This is a genomic window from Streptomyces sp. RLA012, assembly GCF_056270325.1.
In genome coordinates this window covers 706,515-731,333 of record NZ_JBWDPA010000002.1, presented here as the reverse complement: position 1 = coordinate 731,333, position 24,819 = coordinate 706,515, and the positions used below count along the sequence as shown (strand labels likewise).

Below are 24,819 nucleotides of genomic sequence, written 5' to 3'. Positions count from 1 at the left end.
CGCTGTCGATCTGCGCATGACAGATCTACAACTTACTGTCCGGGGGGACTTCCACGTGAGACCACGCCTGTTCATCTCCACGTCGGTCGCGGCTGGCTTCCTCGCCACGCTGGCCCTGCCGGGCCAGGCCCTGGCCGAGACCTCGGTGCCAAGCCCTAGGCCCGTGACCACCGACGACACGCCGACGGCTGATGCCACGGGAGCGGCTACAGTCGGCGACGCCCCCGCTCCGCCGGGCGGACAGGGTCCTGTGGCACTCACCAAGCGGGTGTCGGGTCTGCCCTGGGCAGCTGCCTCCCCCATCGACTACACCAATGACCGCGCCAACTTCCGTGTCTCCGCATGGTCGTCCGGCGACGGTGCAACCGTCACATCGCTCACCGCCCGCTTCTACCCGCTGAACGCGCCCGCGGACACGGCACCCGTACTCACCGTGACGGACTTCGAATACACGGACGCGCATGTGTGGCGGGCGACGACCCCGGTCGTGACCTTCCCCTCGTAGCGTAGAGACCCTGACTGCAGGGGAAGTTGAGGGTCATGGCAGGCAAGAGGCGGAAGTTCGACGCGGAGTTCCGTGAGGGGGCTGTGCGGATCGTCGCCGAGACCGGCAAGCCGATCGCGCAGGTCGCGGAGGATCTCGGGATCAACGAGACCACGCTGGCGAGTTGGGTGTCGCGGGCTCGCAGGGCCGGCGGGGCCACGGCGACGGGTGAGAGCGAGGAGCTCGCGCGGCTGCGGCGGGAGAACGCGCAGCTGAAGAAGGACAACAAGGAGCTGGCCATGGAGCGTGATGTGCTCAAACGCTGCATGGTCTTGTGGGTGAAGTAGCTGTGGCGGACCCGGCGTTGCTTGTCGGGGTGATCAGCGACCAGAAGACCGTGCACAGCATTTCGCACCGCACCTCCTGTCGGGCCCTGGGCGTGTCGGAGGCGTGGTTCTACAAGTGGCGCCGCAGGCCGTCCGAGCCGACAAAACGCGAGATCAGACGCGCAGAGCTGGCCGAGCGGATCCGTTACTTCTTCGACTGCTCCGGCCGGACGTACGGCTCGCCGAGGATCACGCTGGATTTGTGGGAGGAGGGCTGGCAGGTGTCGCAGAACACCGTCGCCGAGATCATGGCCGAACTCGGCCTGCAGGGCCGCAAGCCGCCTCGTCGACGCCGCTCGCTCACCCGCCCAGGCAAGCGGAAGACCGCTCCTGACCTGGTGCGACGCAAGTTCGACGCCATCGCTCCCGACGTCTTGTGGTGGGGCGACATGACGGAGATCGAGACCGGAGAGGGCAAGCTCTACCTCGCATCCGTCCACGACGCCTTCTCCCGCCGCGCCCTTGGCTACGCGATGGGCGCGCGGCACGACGCCGCGCTGGTCAGCGCGGCCCTGCAGATGGCGATCGCGACCCGGGGCGGCCAGGTCGACGGCGTCATTTTCCATACGGACCGCGGCAGCGAATACACGTCCGAGGCGTTCCAGCAGCTGTGCGGCAGGTGGGGCGTGGTGCAGTCGATGGGGCGCGTCGGGTCGGCGCTGGACAACGCCGCCGCGGAGTCGTTCCACTCGGTCCTCAAGGTCGAGTACATCCACCGGCACACCTTCGCCACCCGCACCGAGGCCCGGCTGAAGACCGCCACGTGGATCGCGGACTTCTACAACACGAAACGCCGTCACAGCGCGGCCGGGGGGAAGCCACCCGCCGAGTTCGAACGGATCATCCAGGAAGCGCGAGCTCGGACCGATCAGGAAGGCCGGGCCGCATAACCAACGTCTCTACGCAACCAGGGGATTGACAGGTGAAGCTGAGTGCGAAAGCGCCGAGGTTGGGAAGCGCATCGCTCAGGGCCTTGTGGAATGCGGCGTCGTCCAGATGTGCGGGGATTGCCACGTTGATGACGAGCAGTGTCATCGCGATGGCGTAGATGCCGTCAGACAGAACGATCAGGCGTGCCGCGCCCGGGTCGTTCTCGTGCATGTGCGCCTCTGCCACTTGCTCCGTCATGTCGACGACAGTAGGGCGTTATGCCCTGGCTGTAGCGCATCGGCCAAGGCTTGGGCGGCTTCGCCTGTGGATGGCCGACTATTGCTGAACGTCGCACGAGGTACACCAGGCAGACCAGAGCACGCTGGTGCGGCGGGAGATTGCAGCGGCGGTCACCCTCACGGGTGACGATGAGCAGGGTGACCCACTCGACCAGGGCGTGAGGCAGGTCGAGACTCAGGTGTGCCGTCTGCTGTGGGTCGAGGAGACCGCTGTGGCGATCGCTTGGGTTTGTGGCTGTCGGTGACCGCTGAGAGTGCGTCCGGCGATGGCCGGTAGGCGCCAAGGAAACGGCCCCAAGAGGAAACGGCCCCGAGGGGTTACTCGACCCTCTGGTGTGGTGACCCACCTCCACCAGCGCGGAGAGAAGCAGCTCAGGGAACTCGGCTCCCACCTCGCCACCAGACCGGCCTCCGCCGGCGCGGAAAGTGCGTACGGTTGGCTTCGTTCACTTTCGGGGTGAATAAGGCCAGGCCACTACTGCAGTGCGTGGACCGCGGCTGAGAACACGGGGGGCATCCGGGACGCTGCGGGCACGATGAGGCGGGCGGCGCTGGGACGGCGGCTTGCGGCCAGCAGGGCCCCGGTCAGCAGCCGGTGGCGCCGGGTCAGCCGGGTCCAGGCGCGCTCGTACGTATCCGGTCGCCCGGCGGTCAGGCAGCGGACGGCGGCCCCGGCCGTTGCCAGTGCGAGGGCGATGCCCTCGCCGGTGAGGGCATCCAGGTAGCCCGCGGCGTCGCCGACGAGCAGGACACGGCCGACGGTTCTGCGCCGCACCCGCTGCCGCAGTGGTCCGGCGCCGCGTACCTCCGTCGCGGCCGGCCCGCGCAGCGACGCGGTGAGGGCAGGGAAGGCGGCCAGGTGCTCGTCGTAGCCGCCACGGCTGCGGCTGAGGACCGCAACGCCCACCAGGTCGTCGCCGACCGGTGTCACATAGGCCTCGCCGTGCCGGGACCAGTGGACCTCCACGAAGTCCGTCCACGGCTCGACGCGGTAGTGCCGGCGCAGTCCGTAGCGGCCGTGGGCGATGCCCGGCAACTCCAGCCCCAGGCTGCGGCGCACCGGTGAGTGCAGGCCGTCGGCGGCGATCAGCCAGCGAGCCGTGGTCCCGGCGGCGGTGACCGTGTCCGGGCTCTGGCGCACCTCGCCGACCTTGCCCGGCAGCATGCGCACGCCGAGGCCGAGCGCACGCTGGTGGAGTGCGGAATGCAGCGTCGTACGGCGGATCCCCAGCCCGCTGCGGCCGCGGAAGGACGCTTCGGCGCGGGCGCTGCCGTCCACGTAGCGGATGCCGCGCAGTTCGCGGCCGGTGACCTCGACGCCCAGTGCTCGCAGCGCGGTGACACCGCCGGGCATGACGCCTTCTCCGCAGGCCTTGTCCACGGGGGAGGTCCGGGGCTCGACGACGACGGCCTCCAGGCCGGCGAGCGCGGCGTGGATGGCGGCGGCCAGACCGGCCGGCCCACCACCGGCCACCAGTACGTCGATCACGCCGGAACGGTCGTGGTCGGCGTGGTCGCGGCGGCCAGCGCCCGGTTCTCGCAGCCGATGCGCACAGTGAGCAGGGCAGCGTTGAGTGCCGTGAACACGGCCGCGGTGACCCAGGCGGTGTGGACGAGTGGCAGGGCCACGCCCTCGGCGACGACGGCCACGTAGTTCGGATGCCGCAGCAGGCGGTAGGGGCCGCTCGTCACCAGTGGCAGGCCGGGTACGACGATCACCCGGGTGTTCCAACGGGGTCCCAGGGTTGCGATGCACCACCACCGCAACGCCTGGGCGCCTGCCAGCGCGGCCAGCATCGGCCAGGCCAGGGCGGGTACGAAGGGCCGGCCGGCCAGCCACACCTCGGCCGGGCAGCCGACGAGCAGGCCGGTGTGAAGGGCGACCATCGCCGGGTAGTGGCCTTGCCCGGTCACGATCGCGCCGCGGGCGGTGCTCCATCGCTCGTTGCGGCGGGCGACGACGAGTTCGGCGACGCGCTCGGCGGCGACGGCGGCCACCAGCAGTCCATACCAGATCATTTGTCCCATGTCCTTCGACGGTCCGCACTACCAGCGCAGCAGGACGAGTTCGCAAGAGAAGCCGGGTCCCATCGCCAGCAACACACCTGGCGTGCCCGGCGGTGGGCGGCGTTCGGCCAGGGTGTCGCGCAGTACGTGGAGCACCGATGACGAGGACAGGTTTCCCACGTCGGCCAGGTGACGCCATGTCACATCCAGTGCGTCGTCGGGCAGGTCGAGGGCTTCGGTGACGGCCTCCAGGACCTTGGGACCGCCGGGGTGGCACACCCAGGCGGTCACGTCCTTCGGCTTGATTCCGTGGTCTCCGAGGAACCCTTCGACGTCATCGGCGAGGTAGCGGCGTACGACATCGGGGACCTGCGGGTCGAGGACGACCTGGAAGCCGGAGCTCTTGATGTCCCAGCCCATGACGCGCCCGGTGTCCGGATACAGGTGGCTGCGGGTGTCCACGATCGTCGGGCCGGCGGTCTCGTCCGGGCGGCCCGGGCGGTTCGCGCCGCACGCGACGACTGCGGCTGCGCCGTCGCCGAACAGCCCGGTGGCGACCAGGTTCGCCATGGAGGCGTCGTTGCGCTGGAAGGTGAGCGAGCACAGTTCGACCGACAGCAGCACCGCCACGTGGCCGGGCCGGCCCAGCAGGTAGTCGTGCATACGGGCCAGTCCGGCAGCGCCGCCGGCGCAGCCCAGGCCGAACAGGGGCAGCCGTTTGACATCCGGCCTCAGTCCGAGGCGGCCGACCAGCCGCGCGTCGATTGAGGGGGCGGCGATGCCGGTGACGGAGGTGAAGATCAGCAGGTCCACGTCGGCCGCGGACAGGCCTGCGGCGTGCAGAGCGCCCCGGACGGCTTTGGCGCCCAGGTCGGTGGCGGAGGCGATGAAGACGTCGTTGGAGGCGCCGAATCCGTTCAGTTCCTCGTACCGTTCGAGGGGCAGCGTCATATGGCGCGAGGTGACCTTCGCGCTGCGGTGCAGCCGGTCCAGGACCCGGCGGTCGGTACCCTCCGGCAGGCAGGTGCGGGCCACCATGTCGGTGATCTCTGACTGGGTGCGACGGTGCGGTGCGAGGGCACCGTGAACGGCGGCGATCCGCGTCATATGGTTCCCGTCCGGTTACCGACTGGGGTGAGTTGCTCCCCACGTGTTCCCCGGACCGGGACTTCGACACCACGGATCGCCCGTCCGGCCGTTCCTCCCGGAGGGCGCGTGCTCCGGCTGGGTGGGGCCGGGGCGCCTACGATCGGCGGGTGGGCACTCCTGAGCAGTCGACGGCCGGCGGCCCGGCCACGAGTTGGGCCGGCCGGGTGGGCGGACTGGCCGGGTCGTGCCACCCCGGGCCTGTCGTGGCGGTCACCGTCTTGATGGCCGCGCTGGCCGTGACCGTCGGCCAGAGCGCCGCGCGTTGTGTGCTGACCGGCGCCGCCGTTCTGACCGGGCAGTTGTCCGTCGGCTGGTGCAACGACGCGTTCGACGCGCGCCGGGACATCGCCGCAGGCCGCCATGGCAAACCCGTCGTCGACGGCATGGTCGGCGTGACGGAGGTATGGGTGGCCGCGTATGCCGCGCTGGCGCTGTGCGTGCCGTTTTCGCTCGCTTGTGGCCTGTGGGCGGGCGCCGTTCACCTGGCCGGGGTGGCAGCGGCGTGGGCGTATGACCTGCGGCTCAAGGCGACTGCATGGTCCTGGGCGCCGTACGCGGTGGGTTTCGCCGCGCTCCCGGCGTTCGTTGCGCTGGGGCTCCCGGGGCAGCCGTGGCCAGCCTGGTGGGTTGTCACCGCCGGGGCGCTACTGGGGGTCGGAGCCCATCTGGGCGATGTGCTGCCGGACATCCGCGGGGATCTGGCGACGGGAGTACGGGGATTTCCGCACCGGCTGGGCCCGGACGGCGCGCGGCTGCTGCTGCCGGTGCCGCTGGTGGCCGCGTCCGCGATTCTTGTGCTGGGGCCCGCCGGACCACCCGGCAGGTGGGGAATGGCGGCGCTCGCGGTGGCCGTCCTGGTCGCGGTGGCGGGGACGGTGCTGGGACGCCGCTGGGAGCGGGCGGCGTTCGTGGCAGCGGTCGCCGTGGCGGTGGTGGACGTGGCGTTGCTGCTGCTGCGCGGCACCGGGATCGCCTGACCGTTCCGCCTCGCCGACCGGCTCACACCGTACGAAACCCGCGAGTGGAAGCGGGAGTTCCCCGACCCCTGCTGCGGTTGCCGTCAGCTCGCGAGTGCTGTTCCCAGTGGTGACCACGTCGCGGTTCGTCTGGCCCGTCGGCCCGCGTACCGAGCAGGACCAGGGTGACGATGTCGGCGAAGCCCAGTGCGTCGGCCAGCTCCTCCGGGTCCAGCCCGCCCGGCGGCGTGGCGACCGCACCGATCTGCGGGGGAAAAAACGCGAAGACTGCGCCCGCTCCGGCCAGCACGCCGACCCGGGTGCCCCGCCGGGCCGCCTGCTCGGCCGTCAGCCCCTGGACCCGGGGCGATCGGTCACCGGCCGTCACAGGACACACCTGCCACCCGGCGGCCGATCATGCGGTGATCGTCACATGCGTCCTCACCCCTGGTTCTCCTGCGACCACTGGATCCGTGCAAGAGGCGCGAGGCCGCCCGGCTGCGTCGCTGTCCCCTCTCCGAGGGGAAGGACCAGGGCCCGCAACACCGTAGGGCCCGGTGGCCTGTAGACCAGGCCGATGTCGCGCCATCCCCGCGACCGGAACCCGGCACAGGCCGCACGATGGGTTCGGTCCACCAGGGTCGCGCCGAGCAAGGCCTGGTGGTCGGTGAGCAGTCGCGCCTGCAGACGGTCGGCCAGGCCGTTATGCCGCTCGGAGGGACGGACCACGATCCCGCTGATGGCGAAGACCTGTCCGGACGCGGTGAGTTGCCCGACGTCTTGCGGGAGCGCTCCGCGGAATCCGTTCCACCAAGAGCCGTCACGCGGCACGGGGAATCCGAACGCGCACCCCACCAATCCGGGTGCCTCCGCGGTCAACATGGCGAACCCCGGCCGCCAGGTGTCACGTGTGAGGCGGCGCAGGAAGTCCTTCCGGCCGCGGTGCTCCCAACCGGGCGCTGTGACGCAGGACTGCGCGTACAGGTCTGCCAGGTCCTCGCGCAAGCCCTCGGTCTGCCAGCGGTTGAGCAGGCGCAGGTTCAGGGGCGTCGTGCGCGGGGTGGGAGGCCGGTGGTCTGCGCGTTTCCGCGGTCGGCTCGGCCCGGGCGGGGCCGTCACAGTACACCGCCCGGGAGAGCGGGCATGGCCGGAGGGAGCCGGTGAGTGGCCTGGTGCAGGGGAGAGGGCCTCGGGGGCGGTCGGCTCCCGGCCAGGGCGTCCGGGAGGGTGAGGAAGAGGGAGCCGGAGCCGGTGAGGGCGACGAGTCGTTCCAGCGCCGGGCTGGGGTGGTGCAGTTGCAGGGATCCTCCGGCCGTGGCGGTGTGCAGCAAGGCGTAGAGGAAGGCGTTGAGGCTGCTGCTGTCGCAGAAGGTCACGGCGGTGACATCGACGTCGATGGCGCGGATGCCGTCGTGCAGGCATCGCTCCAGTGATGCGTGCACCAGGGGCGCCGAATTCAGGTTGATCTCACCGGTCGGGGTGACCAGTGCCCGGTTGTCCGTGTAGTGCCGGTAGACGTTCAGGATGGGTGGGGTACTCATGGGCGGGGTGCCTCGGTTCACGAGACCGTGCCGGGCTCCCGGTACGGTCGTACTGTCGTGCAGGCAGGTGAATGACCGATCCGGCAGCCGGTGTTCCGGGGCGTAGGACCCAGCCGGTTCCCTCGGGGATGCACGGGGCGAGTGGACGAGTGATCCGCTCTCCGCAGGCATGTGGGCCAAGCAGCAGTGGCTCGCCGGGGTCTGGGACGTCCGTAGCCAGCATAGTCGTGAGGCCGGTCCCGCGGTCGGCCTGGGAGTGGGGCACCACGATGTTTACACGGTGATGATTGGGCGGCTCCGATGCCGTTCTTCCGTGCCGCACTCGACGTCTGCCGGCCAAGCGGCACGACCGCCCGGTCAAATCCTCTCCCTCCGGGGCTGGTCGCGGGGGCACTTTCCGCAGAGCAGAGGGTGGCACTGGGCTGCCTGGTGAGGCCCGAGCCCCCGGCAGCAGCTCAATCGCTCCGCTCCAGGGAGGCGCGCGGTGCACGCAGGTCTCGACATCAGCGATGTGCCACGTGCCAGTTCGGTGGCAGAGCATCGAGCGCATCGTGACGTGATCCTTCCGTCGGCCGGTGGGTGACCGTGCTGAGCGCCGCCCGGAAGCTGCCGACGGCATCCCTGGCCCGCCTTTCGGACCGGCTCCCCATGGAGGTCGCGTACGCGACCTCCATGCCGGCGAACTTCACGCCCAGCCCTGCAAGGAGTGCCCTGTGACTGCAATGCCGGTGATTTAGGGTGTTTTCGCAGGTGAGGATAGGTGTCCTGGGTTCCCTGTGACTTTGAGTGAGTAGCTGACTTGGCTCGGAGGGCGGGGTTCGTCCCGGCGTTTGGCTTCGAAGGTGTTCCTCGGTGGCTTCTTCAGTCGTTGGCAGCGGCGGTCACGGCGTGAGGGCAGGAGGTCGTTGAGGAGTTCCTGGACTGCTTCGAGTCGGGCGGCGCACAGGGTCTGCGGGTTCGCTGCGGTCTGTCCGGCGGTCGTGAGCCGGGCGAGCTGCACCGTCGTGGTGAAGGAGATCCGGTCGGGATCGACCTCGCCCTGTTCGGCTGCGTGGACTTTGAGCGCGCATAGTGCCTGGTAGACGGTGAGGAGTGCGTAGATCTCCTGGCAGATGAGCTCGGGGGTCTTGGAGCGCAGGATGAAGCCGGCGCCGCGCAGCCGGTTTTTGAGTTCGGCGAAGCCGTTCTCGATCTCCCAGCGTTGGTGGTAGAGCTGGGCCAACTGCCGTGCGGGCGCCTGCCGGTGGTCGAGCAGGCTGGTCGCCAGGCGGAACTTCTCCACCTGGGCCGCCTGTCCTGGGACCGGACGGTCACGGTGTAGTCGATGATGCGCACGAGGTGTCCTTCGGGCAGTCCCGTCGGGGTGCGGCCGTGGAAGCGGGCGTTGCCCAGGCGCTGGCCCTCGGCGGGGGTGGGCATGACGGACACGTACGAGCCGTCGGGCAGAACCCACAGGGGTGGCAGGACGAGGTTCTTCTTGATCCGCCAGGCGAGGTGGCAGCCGGTCGCCTCGACCAGGCCCCACAGTTCATGGCCGGCGAAGTTGCGGTCGGCCAGCAGCAGCATGCCGGGCCGCAGGGAGGCGAGCAGGCGGCGGGCGAGCTTGTGCTCGCTGAATCTGGCGATCGAGTCGAAGGCCGCGTCGATGATGGCGTGGGTGCCGCATTCGATCAGGGCCATAAGCCTGACCTGAGGGTTTCCGCTCTTGTTGGTGCCGTCGCGGCCGGTGAATCCGAACGCGGCGGCATTCCCCGGGGTGTCCGGCACGTCCAGCGCGGTGCCGTCCCAGGCGACCAGCCGCAGGCCGAAGGCGAACGCTCCCGGGGTCGCGGGTGTCGCCTGGGCGCCGCACCGGCGTTCGAAGAGCGCCTGGAACGGCTTGTCGCCCAGGCGCTGGCGGGCTCTGGTGAGGGCCGAACTGGTGGGCAGGCGCTGGACGAGGCCGCCGGGCAGGTGCCGCAGTTTCTCGGTCAGGGCTCGCAGGACCACCCGGTATCCCGGTGGCCCGGCACTGTCGGAGCTGCTGAACAAGCACAGGGCCAGGACGAAGTAGACCACCGCGCGGGCTGGCAGAAGCCTGCGACGGCACTCTGCCCTTCCGGTCAACTCCAGTACCTCGTCGACCACTTCGGGGGTGATCTCCTCAGTGAGTACGCCGAGCCGGATCCGGTCGCCGAACTGCGGCTCCAACCGCCTACGGGGACTTCGAGGAGACATCGGACGGGGCGTCGGCATGACGATTGAGGCAGCAGTGATGGCAGACTGAGCGCCCAACGGGACTCCCTTGCAGACAGTCGGATCTTGGTCGATCTTCTGTCCTACCGGGAGCCCCGTTGCCATGTCCCGAGATCATCTGGCGCATCATCAGATCGGGGCGAATCTCTGCATGCGCCCCAGGGGCCTACGCACCCAAAATCACCATCCGTATGGCGCCCACCTGCACCGATGCACTAAATCACCGGCATTGCCTGTGACTGCTACTGCTCTCGCGCCCGCCGAAGCCACCCTCGCCGAGGAGTTCGGCAAGGAACTCGACCGAATCCGCTCCGAGATCATCGCCACCCGCGGCGCCGACGACGTCCGTTACATCCGTACCGTGATCGCCGCCCAGCGCGGTCTGGAAGCGGGAGGCCGGATCGCGCTCGCAGTCTCGCTGTTTCCGCCCGCCTGGGCGGCGGGCACCGCCATGCTCTCCCTCGCCAAGATCCTGGAGAACATGGAGCTGGGCCACAACATCCTGCACGGCCAGTGGGACTGGATGGGCGACCCGGCCATCCACTCCACGACCTGGGAGTGGGATTTCCTCACGCCCGCCGAGGCCTGGAAGCACACCCAGAGGATGCGGTCTGATGCACGCTGATCGGGCGCACGCCTCACTGGCGTCCGCCGTACCTCTTCTCCATCTGCCAGTCCAGTCAGGCGTGAGCAGTTCCGGGCTCCGAGGTCGCGTCTCATCCTCGCCGTTTCAGTGCACGTGCCACGCGTGGGAGCTCCTCGTGCAGCAGGCGGCCGACCAGGGCACCGCCGAATACGACGATGCCCACACCGACCAGCCAGGACTGGATGACCAGGACGGTTCCGACGGGGCCGTAGGTGATGGCGTTGGATGCGATCAGCGGTGAGTAGACGAGCCGGGAGAAGACCCTGAGACCGAGCAGTCCGACCGTGGTGGCCACCGCGCCGGGCAACAGGGCGTGCCAGCGAACCCGCCCGCCGAGCAGTATGCGCTGCGACCACCAGAAGAACAGGACGGCGCTCAGCGATGCGGCGAGCGCGCCGGCCAGGGACTCGGGTCGCAGCGTGGTGGTGGCGGAGGCGAAGAGGTAGCCGGTGAGTAGGCCGAGCCACACCACATGGCGCCACCTGGCCCACCAGCGGGCCGCGGGTAAATCCCAGCCCTTCTCATAGCCGGACTGCACCGCTGCCCCGAAGGTCAGGCCGAAAGCGGCGAGGACGGCAATTCCGAACGCGGTCGTGGTCCGCAGAGCCTGACTGGGGCGGGTGAACAACTGCTCCACATGTTCTCTGGAGGCCGTCGACACACCGAGTCCTTCTCCCAGCCACTGCGCGAACCCCCGCCCATGCTCTGGATCGTTGTCAACCGTGGTAGTCGACAGGCATGCCGATGAACCAGCGAACGCTGCCCCACCTCCAGATCGCTACTCCGCCCCGCCATCCGCGTCCGACTGGTGAATGGCTGATCACGCGGCCCAGCCGTTCGAACAGAGAGGAACGGCCCGCGGCACCCGAGGTCTGCCGAGGAGACAATAATCAGCAGCGGTACCAGTGTGAGGAACCCCAGCGCCGCGAAGCGATACCCGTGAGTGGCGCAACCACAACGTCGTGGATCCTGGCCTCGCCGTCGCGCTTGGGTACGGCGGCTGTTGCGGCGGAAACACGAAAGTGCCTTCCTGACCTGGGGCGATGAACCTTGCTGAGGGGTAGTCGGTGGGGGCGCAGGGCGGCTCGGGCGGCGTTTGCGCCGGGCGCCCCATGGACGCCTCCGCCGGGGTGGGCGGCCGCGGAGGCGAGGTAGAGGCTCTTGACGGGAGTCTCGGGTCGGCCGGTGCCGGGTACGGGGCGCAAGACCGCCTGTTGGTGCAGGGCGGTGGTGCCGTTGTTGATGGCGCCGGTGTGGAGGTTCTCGTTCATGGCCTGGAGGGTGGTGGGGGCAAGGATCCGGCGAGCGCCGATCAGCGTGCGGAAGCCGGGCGCAAGCCGTTCCACCTGCGCTTCGATACGGTTGGCCATGGCCTCCTGTTCGCGGACGTCCCATCGGCCGGTGATGCGGTCGGGGCCTGCGTCGGAGGTGATGTGCTGCGGAAGGTGGGTGTAGGCCCAGGCCGATTCCGTGCCGGCGGGGGAGCGGCTGGGATCGGCCGCGGTCATCTGGCCGACGAGGGCGAACGGTTCGTCGGGAACGTCCCATGGCGATCTGGCAGGCGAACCGGGTCAGGCCATCGGCACCGTCGGCCACATGGACCGTCCCCGCCCCGGTGGCCTGCGGCGCGTCCCACGGCACCGGGCCCGTCAGCGCCCAGTCGACTTTGAAAGTCGCGAAGTCCCACTGAAAGCGCTCCAGGTCCCGCAGGAGGCGGGCCGGTAGATGTTCTTCGCCCACGAGGTCCCGGTAGAGGGCAGGCGCCGACACGTCGGCCGACACGGCCCGCCGCGCCGCGACGGCTTCCCCGCCGGCCGTCTCGACACCGACGGCCGCTCCGCCCCGCACGACGACGGATGCGACGTGCTCGCCGCATCGCAGGCTGCCCCCGCGGCGCTGGAGGCGGCTCACGAGTGCCGCCGTCAGGGCGCCGGCGCCGCCGACGGGCACCGGGAATCCATGGCTCTGTCCGAGCATCGACATCAGCCGGCCGAAGCCGCCACTGCCAGCGGCCTCAGGGGCCAGGTCGGCGTGGAGGGCATTGCCGGCCAGCAGGAGGCGACCCCCCTCCCCCGCGAACTCCTCCTCGCCCAAGCGGGGCACGGGCAGGGACAGGTTGCGGGCGAGCCGAAGGCCTCCAGCAGCGCGGAGTTTCGCGGCGAGGCGGAGTCCGGCGCGGACCGGGGGAAAGGGCGTGAACATGGCCTGTACCAGGTCCGGCCCGACACGTTTCCACACGTCGTACATGTCCTGCCAGATGCCTGCGTCGGACGCTGCGAACTCTGCCAGTCCGGCCGCAGTGTCCTGCACGCTGCGCTCCAGAACGGCGTACCCTCCGTGCTTCAGCGGGTGGGCCAGCACGCGCGGGGCGTGGCTCCACCGCAGTCCTTCCTCGGCGAGGTCGAGGCGGGCGAGGACCGGTGAGGCGGCGGCCAGAGGGTAGAAGGCGCTGAAGAGATCCGAGACGTAGTCGGGGTGGACGCCGCGGTCACTGCGGACCGCGCCTCCAGGCTCTTCCTGCGCTTCCAGGACTTCCACGCTCCAGCCGGCATCCACCAGCAGATTCGCGGCCACCAGCCCGTTGGGGCCGGCACCGATCACTACCGCGTCAGGCATGACTGGTCCCGTCGTGCTGCTGTTCCACGACCCTGGCCAGGCGGGCCAGCATGCCCCGGTGGCGCAGCTGCAGCAGCGCTTCGGTCGCGGGATTGTGGAGAGCGCCGCCCGGACCTCGCAGGGGGTGCTCGTCGCAGACGACGAGGGTTTCCTCGCCCCACGGCCGGAGCTGGAGGAAGATCCTCGCAGTACCCAGTGGCTTGAACGAAGCCTCCAGTTCCAGCTCCCTGCCCGTTTCGCTGTGGCGGACGGTCGTGACCCCGTCCGCCGACCAGGGACCCAGCCGCAGGGTGTAACGGATCCGGGAACCGACCTCGGGCCACGCCTGGTCGAGGGGCGTGGACTCGGAGGGTCCCACCACCCACTCCCCGTACCGGGCCGGATCGGCAAGGACTGCCCACACCGCGTGCGGGGGACGACGAATCAGGTGATGACGAACAGCCATACGACAAAACCTCCTGCCGTATCGGAACGTGTGGAGCGCCCATCGGAGCGGGCATCCCCCTGGGTGGGATCGCCCGCCGGTGGCCGGCGGCGGGCGGCAGCAGCGAGGAGGGCGGTGGCAGGCCGACGAGTGGTTCCGCCGCGGCAGGCGCGCGGGGGGCGCGCCGGCCGTGGGCGGTCTACTGGTCGGCGCTGGGAACCGCGAGGGGATCACCAGGGGCCTTCTTCTTGGCCGCTTCCATCTGTTCGCCGAGTTCGCCGAGTTCGCCGAGTTCGCCGAGTTCGCCGAGTTCGCCGAGTTCGGTGAGTCGGTTGCGGCCCATGGCCTTGCGAACATCGGGGAACCACTCCTTCTCCTCTTCCTCGACGTGGTGGCGGACGTTCTCCATGAGGACGGTCATCTTGGCGTCGAACCGCTCATCGGCCGGGTCGAGGTCCTTGAGCTCGGAGAGCATCCACAGCACGACGGGGTGTTCCTCGACGCTTTCCAGGACGTCGTCCTTGGTGTCGGGGTCCGCCTCGCGGGCGGCCGGGTAGAAAATCTTCTCCTCGATCCAGGTATGGGTGGTGAGTTCTTCGATCACCTGGTCGGCGATCTTCCGCTTCTCGGTAGGGGCGTCGTCACCGGCCTTCTCGAACTGCTTGAACAGCTTTGCCACCGTCTTGTGGTCCTCCTTGAGCAGCACAATCCCGTCCACAGTTCTTCCTCCATGTCAGCTTCCGCCGGACGGCCAGTGCCGCCCGGCGACCGTGTACCCACTGCGGCCTCACCTGCACAGACGAAAGCCCGGCCGGCCCGGAATGATGACCTGAGCTGAGGCATCAGCCGGTCGGAGGGCCTCGACGAGGGACTGGGTGCGGAAGGACAGCGGGCCCTGAGGCTGACCGGCGGATCTCGGGGACGACGCCGGTCTCCTGGTCGGAGACCTTGCGCCCGGGTCCTTGCCGGGAACGCACTGGTCGGGGCTGAACGAGCGGTGGGGTGCTCAGGTTGTCCGGCTTGGCGCCCGTCGACGTCCGGAGATCAGCCGTGCTGGTGGACGCCCTTGTGTTCGGCTGGAGCCCTCACCGCGCGGAGGCTGGGATGACTTCGGCCGCTTTGCGGAGTTCCCCGTGCCGATGTTGGTTGGTGCCAGTAGTGCTCGCGTCCGCCGACAGTGTGGTCGAGGGCGCCCACAACCCGGAGGATGGCCCCGATGACGAGCAGAGTGACACCGAGGACGATCATCGTGTCCTCCGATATCGCGGTGAAGCCCCTTCCGGAGTAGGCGCGGTCGCCCCCCCACCGCTCTGCCGTACGCGCGCCACCGGCGATTTCCAGGGCTCCGTGGTTCGGGATCGGGAAGGGTGCGGAAGCAGGGCTCGTGCGCTCTCGGGTGGTGAGACGACCTGGACTGTCCTCGGTGGGCGGTAGAGGACCTGACGTCGGTGAGTATGTGAGCGGTGTCGCTCAACTCGTTTGCTTCCGGTAGCGGCGGTGGGCGAGGACCGCCAGCGTCACCAGGCAGCCGGTCAACACAGCCATGCACGTGAACAGGAGTGGATTGACCCAGCCACTCACGAGTTCCTTCTGCTGACCGTCGTCCCAGTAGCAGGTGGCCTGCGGCGGGAAAACGCTGTTCTCGTAGCGGTCGAAGTGGACGATGGGGCGCATGTAGTCGAAGTTGGGACATGCGTGCGACGGGAAAGCGGAGACAACCTGCCACCAGCCGAGCAGGCAGCACAGGGTTCCCGTGGCGGTGGAGGCCTTGATCAGGCCGAGAAGACGCCGGCCCTTCTGGACACGCACGAAGGGCAGCCCGAAGCCCACGAAGAGCACCGCCAGGAACCAGGAATCCATCAGGCCGTACCGTCCGAGAACAGCCTGGCGTGGTTGGACTGCATCTTTACCTGGCTGCGGGCCTCCAGCCCGGCGCGCGCGGTCAGTGTCTCCGCGAGGCGGAGGCAGTACTCCCTCAGTTCGTCCTCCGACAGCGGGTGGGAAAGGACCATGGCGACTCCTCTCGTTGACTGTTCGAGGAAGATACGCCCGAGGTTGATGAGCGGAACATTGATCGACGTGAGCATGTAGTCCGCAACGTCCTCCGAGGTGGCCTGCAAGGTGAAGCGGTCCGTGATGGTCGGGGTGTCTGACACCTCGTCAACTGCCGTGGTTTCAGAATGTCATCATCGCTGATCACTCTCCTGGCCCGCCACCGCGACCATGATGCGGGCACCACTCTCGATGTCGGCCGGGTCGTGGACCTGGCCGACGTCCTGGACGTTCTGCCAGATCCTCGCCGTCGTCAGGGCCGCCCCTACCGGCTCGGCGCTCTGCTTGCCCTCTGCACGATCGCCGTACTCGCCGGCGCCACGACACTGGTCGCGGTCGCGCGGCATGCCGCCTACCTGCCCGAGGAGATCCGTGACCGGCTCGGCCTGCGGGCCGCCCCGCGGGCGACCATCCTCGACCGGATCCTGGCCCGCCTCGACGGTGACACCGTCGACGCCACGATCGGTGCCCGGCTCGCCCCCGCACTGCACCCACCCCGGAGGGAGTGACGACCTGTGCGCCGTCGTAGTCGACGGCAAGACCCTGCGCGGCTCGTGCACCGCCACCAGGCGGGCCGTGCACCTGATCGCCGCCGTCACCCATGGCGAACGTGCCGCGCTGAACCAGCGCCAGGTCCCCGACAAGAAAGGCGAGATCACCGCATTCGTGCCGCTCCTGGCCCCGCTGGACCTGGCCGGGTGGACGGTCGCCTTCGACGCGCTGCACACCCAGCACGCCCACGCCCGCTTCCTCGTCGAGGCCAAGAACGCGCACCACATCAGCGATCGTCAAGGACAACCACCCGAAGCTTCACGCCTTCCTCAAGCGACTGCCGTGGGCCGAGATCCCGCTTGGCCACCACTCCCGCGAACGAGCTCACGGCCGTGACGAGATCCGCCGCCCAAAGGCCACCGCGGTACCCCGCCGACTGCGTCTCCCGCACGCTGTCCAGGCCCTCAAGGTCACCCGTCGCCGGCGCAACAACCACACCGCGAAAGTCGAGATCGAGCGGATCTACGCGGTCACCTCCCACACCGCGCACACCGCGACCGATGCTCAACTCGCCCAGGCCGTACGGGAGCACTGGCACATCGAGGCCCACCACCACGTCCGCGACACCACCCTCGCCGAGGACGCCTCGAAGATCCGTACCGGCAGCGCACCCCGCGCGATGGCCACCTTTCGCAACCTCGCCCTCGCCTTGGCCCGCCTCACCGGCTGGACCAATACCGCAGAAGCCACCGACTACTACCGGTCACACCCCGATCACGCACTCGACCTCATCCGGCCCGCCAGGTGAACGCACGCGCCCTGGGTGCGGAAGTCCGATCGCCCATCGGCGGTATTGCCGTTCTGCGGCGCCGCGGACTGCTTCAACAACCACAAGCGGCACGCGCCGGGGGGAGAGAGGAGCCCAGAAGCTGGCTGATGACGACAGTGAGAAAGCCGCAAGTCTTTTTACCGGCGCCAAGCCCCTCAGCATGTCGCGCGAAACCCGCCGTGGACTCGTACCGCATGTTTTGAGCGTCGGCGGGAACCCGGAAAACCCAGCCCCTCTAGAAGCACGACGCGCCCATCGGAGAAGGTCGAACACACGGCCACGCTCTTTGCCTTTGCCGGTGGTTCACCCTTGTGGGCCTTCCGATCTGGGGGACCAGGGCATGCGACATGGTGGGAACCTTGTCCGTCATGCGTTTCTCCTGGCGAGCGGTGCTGTCGGCACGTTTCAACGCGATGCTCCGCCGTCAGAAGATCGCCGTCCGGCACAACGATCTGGCGTCCGCCGTCCCGGGACGGTCCTTCGACCTGGTGGTGCAACCCACCGTACGTTCCCTCACCTTGTGCGTGGCCATCGAAGGGAGCGAGCCGCTCCTGGGACGCGGGTCGGGATGGCCGGGCGCTCCTCGACCGTGTCTGCGATGCCGCGCCTGCGGTGCTGCGGCCGACCGGTGCGCTTCTGGTCGTGCACTCCGCTCTGTGCGGCGTGGAGGCCACGTTCGATCGTCTGACGACGGCGGGGCCGAGGGCATCGGTGACCGAACGGGCGAACATCCCGTTCGGACCGGCGCTGCTGTCCCGGCTGGATTGGCTGCGTGAGCGGGGAATGCCCGCTGCCGAGATTCTGGAAGAACTGGTGATCGTCCGCGCCGTACCCGCCTGAGCGCCGCGCCGCATCAGAGCCGACCACGACGGACCGCCACGCTGCTGGTCATGACCGCCTGACTTTTTGAGGGAGTGGCTGACGAGTGTCAGGCGGTCTGAGGGCCGGGGCTGGGTGACAGAAACGCGGTCGAGATGCTGCCGGCGCCGCAGGTGACAAGCCTTCAAGCCCTCGCAGTGCGTGACGCGGTGGTGCCGCGCATGACGATCGGAGGCCGCGTAACGCAGGGAGAGACATGATCGTTCTGAACGTCTTCTTCGATGTAGCTCAGGAGCATGAGGCGAACTTCCTGAAGCTCTTGAACCACATGGTCGTCGAGTCCAACAAGGAGGACGGGTGCAGCCTGTATCAGCTGTGGCGAAACGATCATGACCCATACAGCTACGCCCTCATCGAGCACTGGGAATCGCAGGACCACCTTGACGCGCACGGCAAGACGCCGCACTGGATCCACTTCAACGACACCGTCAATGGATATCTGAAGTCGGACTACGACGAGCACCACTACAAGGAGATTCCGCACTGAGTGCGGGTTTCTACGCCTTGGTGCTTCGGGGCGGCGCGTTGCTGTCAGAGCGGAGCCTCGTTCTCGCCGATGGTCTGGTCGGGGTGACGGTGCAGAGCGCTGATGAGTGTGGAGTCGATGTCGGCCGCCGCGTCTCAGGGGGTGGGCCACTCCTCACGTTCCCGGTGACCTCTTCGACGTGACATGACCGCCGCGCGCCGCTGGCCTCGCGGTCGAGCGGAGGGCTGGCCTTCGACATGCGGTCTCCGTTGTGATCGGAGACCCAGGCGTCAATGATGAACGTCGGTTTTAGAAGTAGGTTCGGGTCTCTGGCAGTGGGTCGGTCGACACTCCCGGGGCCTTTTTCGGTTCGGATGATGCTCAGGTGGAGGGCGAGTCGGGCGCCGGAGATCTCGCAAGAGTGGAGCAAGTGCTCGTCGACCGGTCGACGTCGTCCATCATGATCGCCGGCAGGCAGCGCTGTGGTTTGCGTAGGTTGCGGGATGCCCTCCGGCGGCCTGCCGATAGGCCACGTGCCCGCCCAGCGCACCGCTCACAGCGACCGCCGTCAGTCCGCCCAACGACCACAGCCTGCCCTTCGTCGAGCGACCGCGGAGCCGCGCCGTCAGGGACGCGGTGTAGAAGGCCACCGCAGCCACGTTCGAGACCGCGTGGGCCAGTCCGACCCGGGCCTGCTCGGGCGGCAGGTCCGCCCAGTCAGCCCAGCCGGCGACCGCTGCCGGGGCGACTCCGGCCAAACCGACGGCCGTGAGGGTTGTAGGCGCACGCTGCCCAGCCGGAGCGATGTCCAGTACGGCGGCCGACAGCCAGCAGCCGATCGGTACTTGTACCAGAACGGGATGCACAGGATGGCCCAGCGGCCTGCCGCGCAGCAGATCGCGTACCTCGCCCAGCGGGAGCGAGCGGATTCCCCGCTGGAGAACCCGGATCGCTGGATCCGCTACCACGGACCGTTCGATATGGTCCAGGGCCGTCAGCCACCATGCCGACGCGGTGTCTAGGGCCGAGGTCTTTCTGGCCTTTGTGGAGGTGTCGAGGGCGTGTGTGTTCATGTACAACGACTACCCGGCATCACGCCGTCATCCCACCATGGCCTCGACTGCACTCGAACTGTCTGCCTGCCAACGGGGAGTTATGGCCAGGTGTGTTCACGGGCCCCCACGGCCGCCTCGCGTGGGTCGCCGGGCCGACCGAGCGGGACACCGGGCGCGGACGCTACACAGCGGTCTCCACGCAGGCCTCTGCCGGGATGTTCCCGTAGGGAGGAACGAGACGGGTAAGGAGAAGCACGACGTACGTATCCCGTGCCGTCGGGGCCCGTGGGAGAGCTGGCATGGGGTCCGACAGCTGGTAGGACCGTTCCGGAGCCGACGGCCTTGTGAAGCTGGGCCGCGTACTCTCACCTTCGCTTCTGACCAGTCCGCTGACATGCCGGATTCCCCAGTGCGCCGGTCTGGTCTGCCGAGCGCCAGGTCCTCACCGCAGAAGTTGAGCCAGCCGGGGAATCAAGAGGAAGGGTGGCATGTGGGGCCGCCAGGAGGTGGAGGGGGTGCGGTCCTCCTGGCGGTGTTCCCGGCGGGGTTCGAAGGGTCAGCGGTCGTCGCGTCCCTGGTACATGGTGCGCCGGTCGTTGGGGTTGCCGGTGCTGAGGCGGCGGTTGTCGGTGTGGCCGCGGGCGGCTGAGGCGGCGGCGACGGCGAGGAGGGTGGCGATGACGCCGGTGATGAGGTTGCTGGTGATGGAGCGGGTGTGGGCGACGTCGCCTGCGACGACCCAGGGGGCGACGCAGGTCCAGATGCCGATGGCGGCGGCGGCCCAGGCCATGGAGTGGGTCCGCTCGTAGGAGCTGCCGAGACCGCCCAGGAGCAGCATGTAGGCGATGCCGGCGATGAGGTTGGTGACGGCGAGGGTGGTGAAGCCGTTGAAGCCGGTTATCCAGGGGGACGCGGCGAGGTACAGGCCGGTGATGAGGGCGAGCGCCTCGATCATCTGGGCGCGTGGGGTGGCGGCGGCGCGGTCGTGCCGGGCGCGCAGTTCCATCAGGTCGGGGTGTTCTTCGATGGGTGCGTGATGGGTTGACGCCATGACGGCCTCCAAGGGAGAGATATTCACCCATCATCTACCCCGTAAAGCCGACATAAATAGTCAAATAGGGCATGTTCTCTGGCTGTGGCGGCGTGCGCCGGTGCCGGATGTGGCCGCTGGCGCACCCCGCCCGCGGATGGTGGGTCAGCTGATCCGCACACCAGTGCCTGCGGCCCGATGGGCGTGACCGGCATCGAGCTCTGGCCCTGCGCCCGGTGGAAGCGCGTACGCCGCATCATGGCGCGGTCGACCGCTCGGCAAGACACCCCCCTCCGGGCAGGGAAGCACCATGGGACTGCAATCGCGAGTTGGATGCGGCGCACCAGGTACCCGACGGTGTCGACGTCAAGACGGTGCTCGCGCTGGGGTGACAGAGCGGTGGGGGCGCCGATGTGCCTAGTCTGGAAGAGGCATCACAGCGAAATCGGAGGACACCATGATCGTCCTCGGCATCATTCTGCTCGTCATCGGCCTCGTCGCCGGAATGAGCATCCTGTGGACCATCGGCGTGATCCTCGTCGTCATCGGAGTCGTCCTGTGGATTGTGGGCGCCCTGGGCCACGGCATCGGCGGACCCAAGCACTACTGGTAGCAACCGCATCGGCACAGGGAGCTCCGCAATCCGTGGATCTCACACAGTCCGTACCCAATGCAGGAAGTGGATCTCACACAGTCCGTACCCAATGCAGGAAAAGAAGGCAGGCCAGGCCATGGCCAAGCAGCCGAAGCCATCCCAGCCCCCGCACGGTGAGGGCCCCAGCCGGCACAAGGGCACCCAGCAGCACGGCTGGTCTCCGGACGTCGACGAGACCCGCCAACAGGACAACCCGAGCGCCCACCGCTCGTTCCACCCCGACCAGCACGCTCCCGACAAGGGCCCCGGCCGCAAGGTCTCCAAAGAAGAGGCCGGGAATCCGCATGGCACGCCCGTGAAGAGCACGAGCGACCGCGGAGAGGAACAGAGCGAGGCCCGCAGTGACGAGAAGGGCATGCACGACACCGGCCCCAAGGGCCGCTCCCAGCGTCCCAGCGGAACCAGGGACGCATCCGCCTCCACCGGCGTCGACCCTCAAGACCCGCAGGACCCGCCCGGCAGCCGCAGGGCCCGCTGACCTTCGCACCCGGTCTCCCGTCGAGGCCTACGACATACCCGCCACTCAAGGTGGCCGGCGAGGTCGAGCTGGAGTTGGTGGCCGCCTCGTCGGCCACCGACTGCGACTGGACAGCGCCTCTCACCGATGTCGCCCCGGACGGGACGTCGACAGGGATCGTCGATGGCATCGTCCGTGCTCGTTACCGCAACGGCCCCCATGCCGACATCGCCTCGTCCACCGTGCGTGCACGTGCCGCATCGGCGGTGCGGCAACGCCGGGCGGTCGTAGGTACGGCCGTTTGCGCCGCGGCGGCGGCCACGGTCACAAGGCCGATGTGCTCGGTGCCGGAGAAGCGGTAGCGGACCAGGTCGATGCTGTGCCGGTGCTTGCGTACGGCGTGCACGTCGTAGCGGGTGAAGTCGCCGACCATGCAGATCTGGGTTCGCTCCAGAGTGCCGGGGACACGGCCGCGGCCCCGAGTCGGTCGCGGACCAGGTGCCCGAACTCCCCGGTGGTCCATCAGCCACGACAGGCCCTGGCGCCGGTCGGGAGTACGGGTCTGTGTGGCGTCACGCCTGCCGCCGCGGGGAGACGCGCCGTCAGGGCGAGGTACCTGCCGGCGGGTAGCGGAGGGAATCCACCCGCGTGAGTGTAGGCCCGGGTGGCCGGGACTCCTCGTACAGATCGTTGATGGAGGGCTACCACTCCGCGCACGTCTGGGAGGCGGCGGTCCAGGACCACCATGCCGACGAGAGCGGCCAGCCCTGTGCCGCGTACGACAAGTGGAAGTCGAGCCAGTCCGCTCGTACGAGCTGCAGGTTTGAACTGCGCGGCACCGAGCCGGGGTGGCGGATCTACGCTATGAGCTTCGCCTGTGCCCCGGCTGCAAGGGGACTCTGACCGCTCCGAATATTTTCCAGAAGCACGTCCGCAGCGGCGATCGCATCCTCGACGGTTGCCGTCGCGGTCGTCACACACAGCGTGTAGGCGACATTGTCGAGGTCCCTGGCCGTGCGTGAATCTCCGCTGTGCGCGTGAGCGAGGCGAGCCTCCGTATAGCGTGCCAGGAGTGTCCGCAGGACCTTGGGGTGAGGTTCGAGCATCGTAGAGCGCCTCTCGTCTTGTGCTTCTCACGACCGGTTTCCCGCTTGCCATGTCCGCACACGTGCCGTTCTCGGCGACGCCTGAATTCTGGTTCTGGATCACTTTCAGAGCCGGGGCCACGGAGGGTCACCACAACTGGCTGGTCTGGGCCGACGGCGGTTACACCGGCAGCCTCGTCGAGTACTGCCTGGCCAGGCTCGCGCTGGTGCTGACGATCGTCAGACGCAGCGACGACATGCGGGGCTTCGTGGTGCTGCCCAAGCGGTGGATCGTCGAGCGGTTCTTCGCCCACCTGATGCGCACCCGCCGCCTGGTGCGTGACTTCGAGCGCCGCACCGCCAGTGCCGAGGCGATGGTCTACTGGTCGAAGATCCTGCTCATGACCCGCCGCCTGGCCCGGCCACACCCGCAGCAAGCGTGAACCGGCCCGGCGCTACCTCGGCCAGCCAGCCCCGCGGGACCAGACGTTTCGCCTTCGACCGCAGCGCCTCCACCCGTGCCGGCACCACGTCCATGCCGAACACTGCGGCCATCTCCTGGCAGGTCAGCGGTCCTTGACGAAGCCGGAACCGGTCCGCGAGCACTTCCAGGATGCGCTGGTAGTCCACCGACCGGGCCGGCCCCGCACGCCATACCGGCACCTGCGGCTTCGCCTTCGCCGTCGGCCCCTGCGGGCCCTTCCCGGTCTGCTCCCCGGCCGTCGGCACGGTCAGACCGGCCGGGGCGTCATCCTGCCCGGTCTCGTCTGTCGGGGCCAGCACCTCACCGACCCGTGAGCGGGCGATGGCCCACTCCTGCCATTCCCGCTCGGCCACGGCCAGTTCAGCCTGGATACGGTCGGCCTCCTCCCGCAGCTCGTCCACGCGACGGCGAGCACCCAGCTCACGCTGTTCCAGCAGCCCAACCACCGACGGCATCCACGACCTCCCGGAGAGCGACACAACGACAGGCCACTACTCCCCTTCGCTGGCAGGCCGGGTGACTTGGAAGACCTTGGCAGCTCTGCCCGATCAGGATGTCGTGATCGACAGGACAAATTCGGGACGCGGGTCACGCGGCGGGACGCAATCTCTCGTCTGGGCCATCCTCCTCGGCCGGGGAGCCTGCCGCCACAGTCTCGTCCTCGTCCTTCTGCTTGGCTCGTCCTTGGAGGGGCGCACCTTCGAAGACCGGGGCACGACTGCGCTCGTGGACTCCGCCTCGGCCGTCATGAGCTGAGGTAAAACGCTGGTGTACGTGTCCGATGTGATCTGCCGCGAGGTGTGGCCCAGCCGCTCCTGGACGACCTTGATGTCCGCCTTACCCAGCAGCGCCAGTGTTGCTGGCAGGTGTCGCGTGTCGTGCAGGCGGATTGGGGGAGCCCGGACAGCTCGACGAGCCGCTGGAACCGTCGACTCGTCCAGTCGGGGTGCAGGGGCTCGCCGTTCTCGTGAGTCCACACCCGATTGGTCTCCACCCACGCTTCCTCACCGCACCACTGCTCGCGCTCCTTGTCCTGGTGGGCCCGCCACTCTTGCCACAGCTCGCGAGTCCGGGAGTCGAGCGTGACGGTACGCACGCTGTCCTGCTTCGGGGCCTCGTTGTACTGCCTGTAGGCGATCTCGACGATCTGCGCAAAGATGTGGAACCACGCGCTCGGGGCGGTTGTCGGTCGCCGGGCTGATCGCCATGCGGCCCGGGTCCCGCACCCGGCCGTGCCACCGCCTGCCCACCCACCCCGCGGGCAAGGGCAAGCGTCGCAGCATGGGTGAGCGCGACTTCATCGCTCTGATCGACGGCGTCCACCAGCTCGTCAGCGCGCCGATCGTGCTGGTGTGGGACCGGTTGAACACCCATGTCTCCTGCATGACGCGGCAGTTGATCGCCGAGCGGGAATGGCTGACGGTGTTCCCGCTGCCCGCCTACTCGCCCGACCTCAACCCGGTCGAGGGCATGTGGGCGCACGTCAAACGCAGTCCGGCCAACCTCGCCGTTGTCGCCCTCGACCGCCTGGAGACGCTCGTCCGCAACCGGCTCAAACGCCTCCAGTACCAGCCCGAGGTCCTCGACGGCTTCATCGCCGGAACCGGCCGGGCCTCGACGACTCGACGTCACCCTGACGAGCCAAAGTCAGGTAAACGGGGGACCTCGCCAATGGAGTAGCGACTGCCCAGGCGGACCAGTTGGAGTGGACAGGACCCGAGC

General features: G+C 68.8%; 31 protein-coding genes and 7 pseudogenes. 16 read left to right on the top strand and 22 right to left on the bottom strand.

Annotated features, from left to right (window positions below; genetic code table 11):
* Window positions 1-55: 55 nt before the first annotated feature.
* The 3 genes from RV986_RS03770 to RV986_RS03760 are packed head-to-tail and all read left to right on the top strand — an operon-like array spanning window position 56 to window position 1,760.
* Window positions 56-505 carry a hypothetical protein gene (locus tag RV986_RS03770; protein WP_475916004.1) on the top strand — a complete coding sequence of 150 codons (450 nt, stop codon included), beginning with the start codon at window positions 56-58 and terminating at the stop codon, window positions 503-505.
* Window positions 506-540: 35 nt separating this feature from the next.
* Window positions 541-831: a transposase gene (locus RV986_RS03765; RefSeq protein WP_102914224.1), complete on the top strand. Its 291-nt coding sequence runs from the start codon at window positions 541-543 to the stop codon at window positions 829-831.
* Window positions 819-1,760, top strand: a complete 942-nt coding sequence (locus tag RV986_RS03760) for an IS3 family transposase (RefSeq protein ID WP_475915735.1) — start codon at window positions 819-821, stop codon at window positions 1,758-1,760. Before RV986_RS03765 ends, RV986_RS03760 begins: the two co-directional genes overlap by 13 nt.
* Here the strand turns inward: RV986_RS03760 and RV986_RS03755 are convergent.
* The 5 genes and pseudogenes from RV986_RS03755 to RV986_RS03735 form a co-directional block, all read right to left on the bottom strand.
* Window positions 1,711-1,998 carry a TMEM175 family protein gene (locus tag RV986_RS03755; RefSeq protein ID WP_475916003.1) on the bottom strand — a complete coding sequence of 96 codons (288 nt, stop codon included), beginning with the start codon at window positions 1,996-1,998 and terminating at the stop codon, window positions 1,711-1,713. The two genes, RV986_RS03760 and RV986_RS03755, sit on opposite strands and share 50 nt — an antisense overlap.
* A 79-nt stretch (window positions 1,999-2,077) precedes the next feature.
* Window positions 2,078-2,218, bottom strand: a pseudogene (locus RV986_RS03750) (IS5/IS1182 family transposase); the annotation flags it as partial.
* A gap of 296 nt (window positions 2,219-2,514) precedes the next feature.
* Window positions 2,515-3,528, bottom strand: coding sequence for an NAD(P)/FAD-dependent oxidoreductase (locus tag RV986_RS03745; RefSeq protein WP_475916002.1), 1,014 nt, complete (start codon window positions 3,526-3,528; stop codon window positions 2,515-2,517).
* Complete coding sequence (locus RV986_RS03740) at window positions 3,525-4,058, bottom strand: isoprenylcysteine carboxyl methyltransferase family protein (protein WP_475916001.1); 534 nt, start codon at window positions 4,056-4,058, stop codon at window positions 3,525-3,527. The genes RV986_RS03745 and RV986_RS03740 overlap by 4 nt, the downstream gene beginning before the upstream one ends.
* A 27-nt stretch (window positions 4,059-4,085) precedes the next feature.
* Window positions 4,086-5,153 (bottom strand): type III polyketide synthase, encoded by a 1,068-nt coding sequence (locus RV986_RS03735; RefSeq protein ID WP_475916000.1) that lies wholly within the window; start codon window positions 5,151-5,153, stop codon window positions 4,086-4,088.
* Between the two features lie 149 nt (window positions 5,154-5,302).
* Between RV986_RS03735 and RV986_RS03730 the strand changes: the two genes are divergently transcribed.
* Window positions 5,303-6,172, top strand: coding sequence for a UbiA family prenyltransferase (locus RV986_RS03730; protein WP_475915999.1), 870 nt, complete (start codon window positions 5,303-5,305; stop codon window positions 6,170-6,172).
* A gap of 22 nt (window positions 6,173-6,194) precedes the next feature.
* Here the strand turns inward: RV986_RS03730 and RV986_RS03725 are convergent, their stop codons facing one another.
* The 5 genes and pseudogenes from RV986_RS03725 to RV986_RS03705 form a co-directional block, all read right to left on the bottom strand.
* Window positions 6,195-6,539, bottom strand: a complete 345-nt coding sequence (locus RV986_RS03725) for a hypothetical protein (RefSeq protein WP_475915998.1) — start codon at window positions 6,537-6,539, stop codon at window positions 6,195-6,197.
* Window positions 6,540-6,592: 53 nt separating this feature from the next.
* The gene (locus RV986_RS03720) at window positions 6,593-7,156 is read right to left on the bottom strand and encodes a hypothetical protein (RefSeq protein ID WP_475915997.1); all 564 of its coding nucleotides are present in this window, start codon (window positions 7,154-7,156) and stop codon (window positions 6,593-6,595) included.
* 110 nt (window positions 7,157-7,266) lie between these two features.
* On the bottom strand, window positions 7,267-7,692 hold the full coding sequence (locus RV986_RS03715; protein WP_475915996.1) for an STAS domain-containing protein: 426 nt from the start codon (window positions 7,690-7,692) through the stop codon (window positions 7,267-7,269).
* 733 nt (window positions 7,693-8,425) lie between these two features.
* A complete protein-coding gene (locus RV986_RS03710) occupies window positions 8,426-9,145 on the bottom strand; it encodes a transposase (RefSeq protein WP_475924173.1) in 720 nt (239 codons plus the stop codon).
* 68 nt (window positions 9,146-9,213) lie between these two features.
* Window positions 9,214-9,909 (bottom strand): annotated as a pseudogene (locus tag RV986_RS03705) (transposase domain-containing protein); the annotation flags it as partial.
* A gap of 253 nt (window positions 9,910-10,162) precedes the next feature.
* Here RV986_RS03705 and RV986_RS03700 point away from each other — a divergent pair.
* A pseudogene (locus RV986_RS03700) lies at window positions 10,163-10,525 on the top strand (acyl-CoA desaturase); the annotation flags it as partial.
* A 118-nt stretch (window positions 10,526-10,643) separates the two neighbouring features.
* On the opposite strand, the pseudogene RV986_RS03695 reads toward RV986_RS03700, so the two are convergent.
* From RV986_RS03695 to RV986_RS03665, 7 genes and pseudogenes are all read right to left on the bottom strand, one after another.
* Window positions 10,644-11,406: pseudogene (locus RV986_RS03695) on the bottom strand (ribonuclease BN).
* A gap of 230 nt (window positions 11,407-11,636) precedes the next feature.
* Window positions 11,637-13,189, bottom strand: a pseudogene (locus tag RV986_RS03690) (phytoene desaturase family protein); the annotation flags it as partial.
* On the bottom strand, window positions 13,182-13,634 hold the full coding sequence (locus RV986_RS03685) for an SRPBCC family protein (protein WP_475915995.1): 453 nt from the start codon (window positions 13,632-13,634) through the stop codon (window positions 13,182-13,184). The gene RV986_RS03685 and the pseudogene RV986_RS03690, both read right to left, overlap by 8 nt.
* A gap of 178 nt (window positions 13,635-13,812) precedes the next feature.
* Window positions 13,813-14,331 carry a hemerythrin domain-containing protein gene (locus RV986_RS03680; protein WP_475915994.1) on the bottom strand — a complete coding sequence of 173 codons (519 nt, stop codon included), beginning with the start codon at window positions 14,329-14,331 and terminating at the stop codon, window positions 13,813-13,815.
* Between the two features lie 326 nt (window positions 14,332-14,657).
* Window positions 14,658-14,861: a DUF6131 family protein gene (locus tag RV986_RS03675; protein ID WP_475915993.1), complete on the bottom strand. Its 204-nt coding sequence runs from the start codon at window positions 14,859-14,861 to the stop codon at window positions 14,658-14,660.
* 222 nt (window positions 14,862-15,083) lie between these two features.
* A complete protein-coding gene (locus RV986_RS03670) occupies window positions 15,084-15,473 on the bottom strand; it encodes a hypothetical protein (RefSeq protein WP_475915992.1) in 390 nt (129 codons plus the stop codon).
* Window positions 15,473-15,769 carry a hypothetical protein gene (locus RV986_RS03665; protein ID WP_475915991.1) on the bottom strand — a complete coding sequence of 99 codons (297 nt, stop codon included), beginning with the start codon at window positions 15,767-15,769 and terminating at the stop codon, window positions 15,473-15,475. Before RV986_RS03665 ends, RV986_RS03670 begins: the two co-directional genes overlap by 1 nt.
* 24 nt (window positions 15,770-15,793) lie before the next feature.
* Between RV986_RS03665 and RV986_RS03660 the strand changes: the two genes are divergently transcribed.
* The 5 genes from RV986_RS03660 to RV986_RS03640 all read left to right on the top strand — a co-directional run bounded on the left by RV986_RS03660 (window position 15,794) and on the right by RV986_RS03640 (window position 18,352).
* Window positions 15,794-16,174, top strand: coding sequence for a transposase family protein (locus tag RV986_RS03660; protein ID WP_475915990.1), 381 nt, complete (start codon window positions 15,794-15,796; stop codon window positions 16,172-16,174).
* On the top strand, window positions 16,131-16,553 hold the full coding sequence (locus RV986_RS03655) for a hypothetical protein (protein WP_475915989.1): 423 nt from the start codon (window positions 16,131-16,133) through the stop codon (window positions 16,551-16,553). Before RV986_RS03660 ends, RV986_RS03655 begins: the two co-directional genes overlap by 44 nt.
* Window positions 16,554-16,836: 283 nt before the next feature.
* Window positions 16,837-16,965, top strand: a complete 129-nt coding sequence (locus RV986_RS03650; protein ID WP_475915988.1) for a hypothetical protein — start codon at window positions 16,837-16,839, stop codon at window positions 16,963-16,965.
* A gap of 633 nt (window positions 16,966-17,598) precedes the next feature.
* Window positions 17,599-17,826 (top strand): hypothetical protein, encoded by a 228-nt coding sequence (locus RV986_RS03645; RefSeq protein WP_475915987.1) that lies wholly within the window; start codon window positions 17,599-17,601, stop codon window positions 17,824-17,826.
* Window positions 17,827-18,061: 235 nt separating this feature from the next.
* Window positions 18,062-18,352 carry a putative quinol monooxygenase gene (locus tag RV986_RS03640; RefSeq protein ID WP_475915986.1) on the top strand — a complete coding sequence of 97 codons (291 nt, stop codon included), beginning with the start codon at window positions 18,062-18,064 and terminating at the stop codon, window positions 18,350-18,352.
* Window positions 18,353-18,789: 437 nt separating this feature from the next.
* On the opposite strand, the gene RV986_RS03635 is transcribed toward RV986_RS03640, so the two are convergent.
* Window positions 18,790-19,404: a DUF2231 domain-containing protein gene (locus tag RV986_RS03635; protein ID WP_475915985.1), complete on the bottom strand. Its 615-nt coding sequence runs from the start codon at window positions 19,402-19,404 to the stop codon at window positions 18,790-18,792.
* Window positions 19,405-19,942: 538 nt separating this feature from the next.
* Window positions 19,943-20,437 carry an SPW repeat protein gene (locus RV986_RS03630; protein ID WP_475915984.1) on the bottom strand — a complete coding sequence of 165 codons (495 nt, stop codon included), beginning with the start codon at window positions 20,435-20,437 and terminating at the stop codon, window positions 19,943-19,945.
* Window positions 20,438-20,873: 436 nt separating this feature from the next.
* Between RV986_RS03630 and RV986_RS03625 the strand changes: the two genes are divergently transcribed.
* The 3 genes and pseudogenes from RV986_RS03625 to RV986_RS03615 form a co-directional block, all read left to right on the top strand.
* A complete protein-coding gene (locus tag RV986_RS03625) occupies window positions 20,874-21,029 on the top strand; it encodes a DUF6131 family protein (RefSeq protein ID WP_475915983.1) in 156 nt (51 codons plus the stop codon).
* A 118-nt stretch (window positions 21,030-21,147) separates the two neighbouring features.
* Window positions 21,148-21,549, top strand: coding sequence for a hypothetical protein (locus tag RV986_RS03620; protein WP_475915982.1), 402 nt, complete (start codon window positions 21,148-21,150; stop codon window positions 21,547-21,549).
* 50 nt (window positions 21,550-21,599) lie between these two features.
* A pseudogene (locus RV986_RS03615) lies at window positions 21,600-21,686 on the top strand (hypothetical protein); the annotation flags it as partial.
* 44 nt (window positions 21,687-21,730) lie between these two features.
* On the opposite strand, the gene RV986_RS03610 reads toward RV986_RS03615, so the two are convergent.
* Window positions 21,731-21,961 carry a hypothetical protein gene (locus RV986_RS03610; protein WP_475924723.1) on the bottom strand — a complete coding sequence of 77 codons (231 nt, stop codon included), beginning with the start codon at window positions 21,959-21,961 and terminating at the stop codon, window positions 21,731-21,733.
* A gap of 260 nt (window positions 21,962-22,221) precedes the next feature.
* On the opposite strand from RV986_RS03610, the gene RV986_RS03605 reads away from it, so the two are divergent.
* A complete protein-coding gene (locus tag RV986_RS03605) occupies window positions 22,222-22,431 on the top strand; it encodes a hypothetical protein (RefSeq protein WP_475924722.1) in 210 nt (69 codons plus the stop codon).
* Here the strand turns inward: RV986_RS03605 and RV986_RS03600 are convergent.
* Window positions 22,386-22,634 (bottom strand): DUF5133 domain-containing protein, encoded by a 249-nt coding sequence (locus RV986_RS03600; protein WP_475915981.1) that lies wholly within the window; start codon window positions 22,632-22,634, stop codon window positions 22,386-22,388. The two genes, RV986_RS03605 and RV986_RS03600, sit on opposite strands and share 46 nt — an antisense overlap.
* A gap of 50 nt (window positions 22,635-22,684) precedes the next feature.
* On the opposite strand from RV986_RS03600, the gene RV986_RS03595 reads away from it, so the two are divergent.
* On the top strand, window positions 22,685-23,056 hold the full coding sequence (locus RV986_RS03595; protein WP_475915980.1) for a transposase: 372 nt from the start codon (window positions 22,685-22,687) through the stop codon (window positions 23,054-23,056).
* On the opposite strand, the gene RV986_RS03590 is transcribed toward RV986_RS03595, so the two are convergent.
* Window positions 23,013-23,552 carry a hypothetical protein gene (locus RV986_RS03590; protein WP_475915979.1) on the bottom strand — a complete coding sequence of 180 codons (540 nt, stop codon included), beginning with the start codon at window positions 23,550-23,552 and terminating at the stop codon, window positions 23,013-23,015. The genes RV986_RS03595 and RV986_RS03590 overlap by 44 nt on opposite strands.
* 715 nt (window positions 23,553-24,267) lie before the next feature.
* On the opposite strand from RV986_RS03590, the pseudogene RV986_RS03585 reads away from it, so the two are divergent.
* Window positions 24,268-24,734 (top strand): annotated as a pseudogene (locus tag RV986_RS03585) (transposase); the annotation flags it as partial.
* Between the last annotated feature and the right edge of the window lie 85 nt (window positions 24,735-24,819).

What these genes read in the sequence shown, in the direction of transcription:
- RV986_RS03660 (WP_475915990.1), top strand. Translation starts at nt 15,794, where the DNA reads ATGTCATCATCGCTGATCACTCTCCTGGCCCGCCACCGCGACCATGAT.
- RV986_RS03685 (WP_475915995.1), bottom strand. Translation starts at nt 13,634, where the DNA reads ATGGCTGTTCGTCATCACCTGATTCGTCGTCCCCCGCACGCGGTGTGG.
- RV986_RS03735 (WP_475916000.1), bottom strand. Translation starts at nt 5,153, where the DNA reads ATGACGCGGATCGCCGCCGTTCACGGTGCCCTCGCACCGCACCGTCGC.
- RV986_RS03630 (WP_475915984.1), bottom strand. Translation starts at nt 20,437, where the DNA reads ATGGCGTCAACCCATCACGCACCCATCGAAGAACACCCCGACCTGATG.
- RV986_RS03625 (WP_475915983.1), top strand. Translation starts at nt 20,874, where the DNA reads ATGATCGTCCTCGGCATCATTCTGCTCGTCATCGGCCTCGTCGCCGGA.
- RV986_RS03650 (WP_475915988.1), top strand. Translation starts at nt 16,837, where the DNA reads ATGGCCACCTTTCGCAACCTCGCCCTCGCCTTGGCCCGCCTCACCGGC.
- RV986_RS03595 (WP_475915980.1), top strand. Translation starts at nt 22,685, where the DNA reads ATGTCCGCACACGTGCCGTTCTCGGCGACGCCTGAATTCTGGTTCTGG.
- RV986_RS03755 (WP_475916003.1), bottom strand. Translation starts at nt 1,998, where the DNA reads ATGACGGAGCAAGTGGCAGAGGCGCACATGCACGAGAACGACCCGGGC.
- RV986_RS03670 (WP_475915992.1), bottom strand. Translation starts at nt 15,473, where the DNA reads ATGGATTCCTGGTTCCTGGCGGTGCTCTTCGTGGGCTTCGGGCTGCCC.
- RV986_RS03620 (WP_475915982.1), top strand. Translation starts at nt 21,148, where the DNA reads ATGGCCAAGCAGCCGAAGCCATCCCAGCCCCCGCACGGTGAGGGCCCC.
- RV986_RS03640 (WP_475915986.1), top strand. Translation starts at nt 18,062, where the DNA reads ATGATCGTTCTGAACGTCTTCTTCGATGTAGCTCAGGAGCATGAGGCG.
- RV986_RS03590 (WP_475915979.1), bottom strand. Translation starts at nt 23,552, where the DNA reads ATGCCGTCGGTGGTTGGGCTGCTGGAACAGCGTGAGCTGGGTGCTCGC.
- RV986_RS03740 (WP_475916001.1), bottom strand. Translation starts at nt 4,058, where the DNA reads ATGATCTGGTATGGACTGCTGGTGGCCGCCGTCGCCGCCGAGCGCGTC.
- RV986_RS03610 (WP_475924723.1), bottom strand. Translation starts at nt 21,961, where the DNA reads ATGGTCGGCGACTTCACCCGCTACGACGTGCACGCCGTACGCAAGCAC.
- RV986_RS03605 (WP_475924722.1), top strand. Translation starts at nt 22,222, where the DNA reads ATGGAGGGCTACCACTCCGCGCACGTCTGGGAGGCGGCGGTCCAGGAC.
- RV986_RS03675 (WP_475915993.1), bottom strand. Translation starts at nt 14,861, where the DNA reads ATGATCGTCCTCGGTGTCACTCTGCTCGTCATCGGGGCCATCCTCCGG.
- RV986_RS03635 (WP_475915985.1), bottom strand. Translation starts at nt 19,404, where the DNA reads ATGAACACACACGCCCTCGACACCTCCACAAAGGCCAGAAAGACCTCG.
- RV986_RS03600 (WP_475915981.1), bottom strand. Translation starts at nt 22,634, where the DNA reads ATGCTCGAACCTCACCCCAAGGTCCTGCGGACACTCCTGGCACGCTAT.
- RV986_RS03715 (WP_475915996.1), bottom strand. Translation starts at nt 7,692, where the DNA reads ATGAGTACCCCACCCATCCTGAACGTCTACCGGCACTACACGGACAAC.
- RV986_RS03765 (WP_102914224.1), top strand. Translation starts at nt 541, where the DNA reads ATGGCAGGCAAGAGGCGGAAGTTCGACGCGGAGTTCCGTGAGGGGGCT.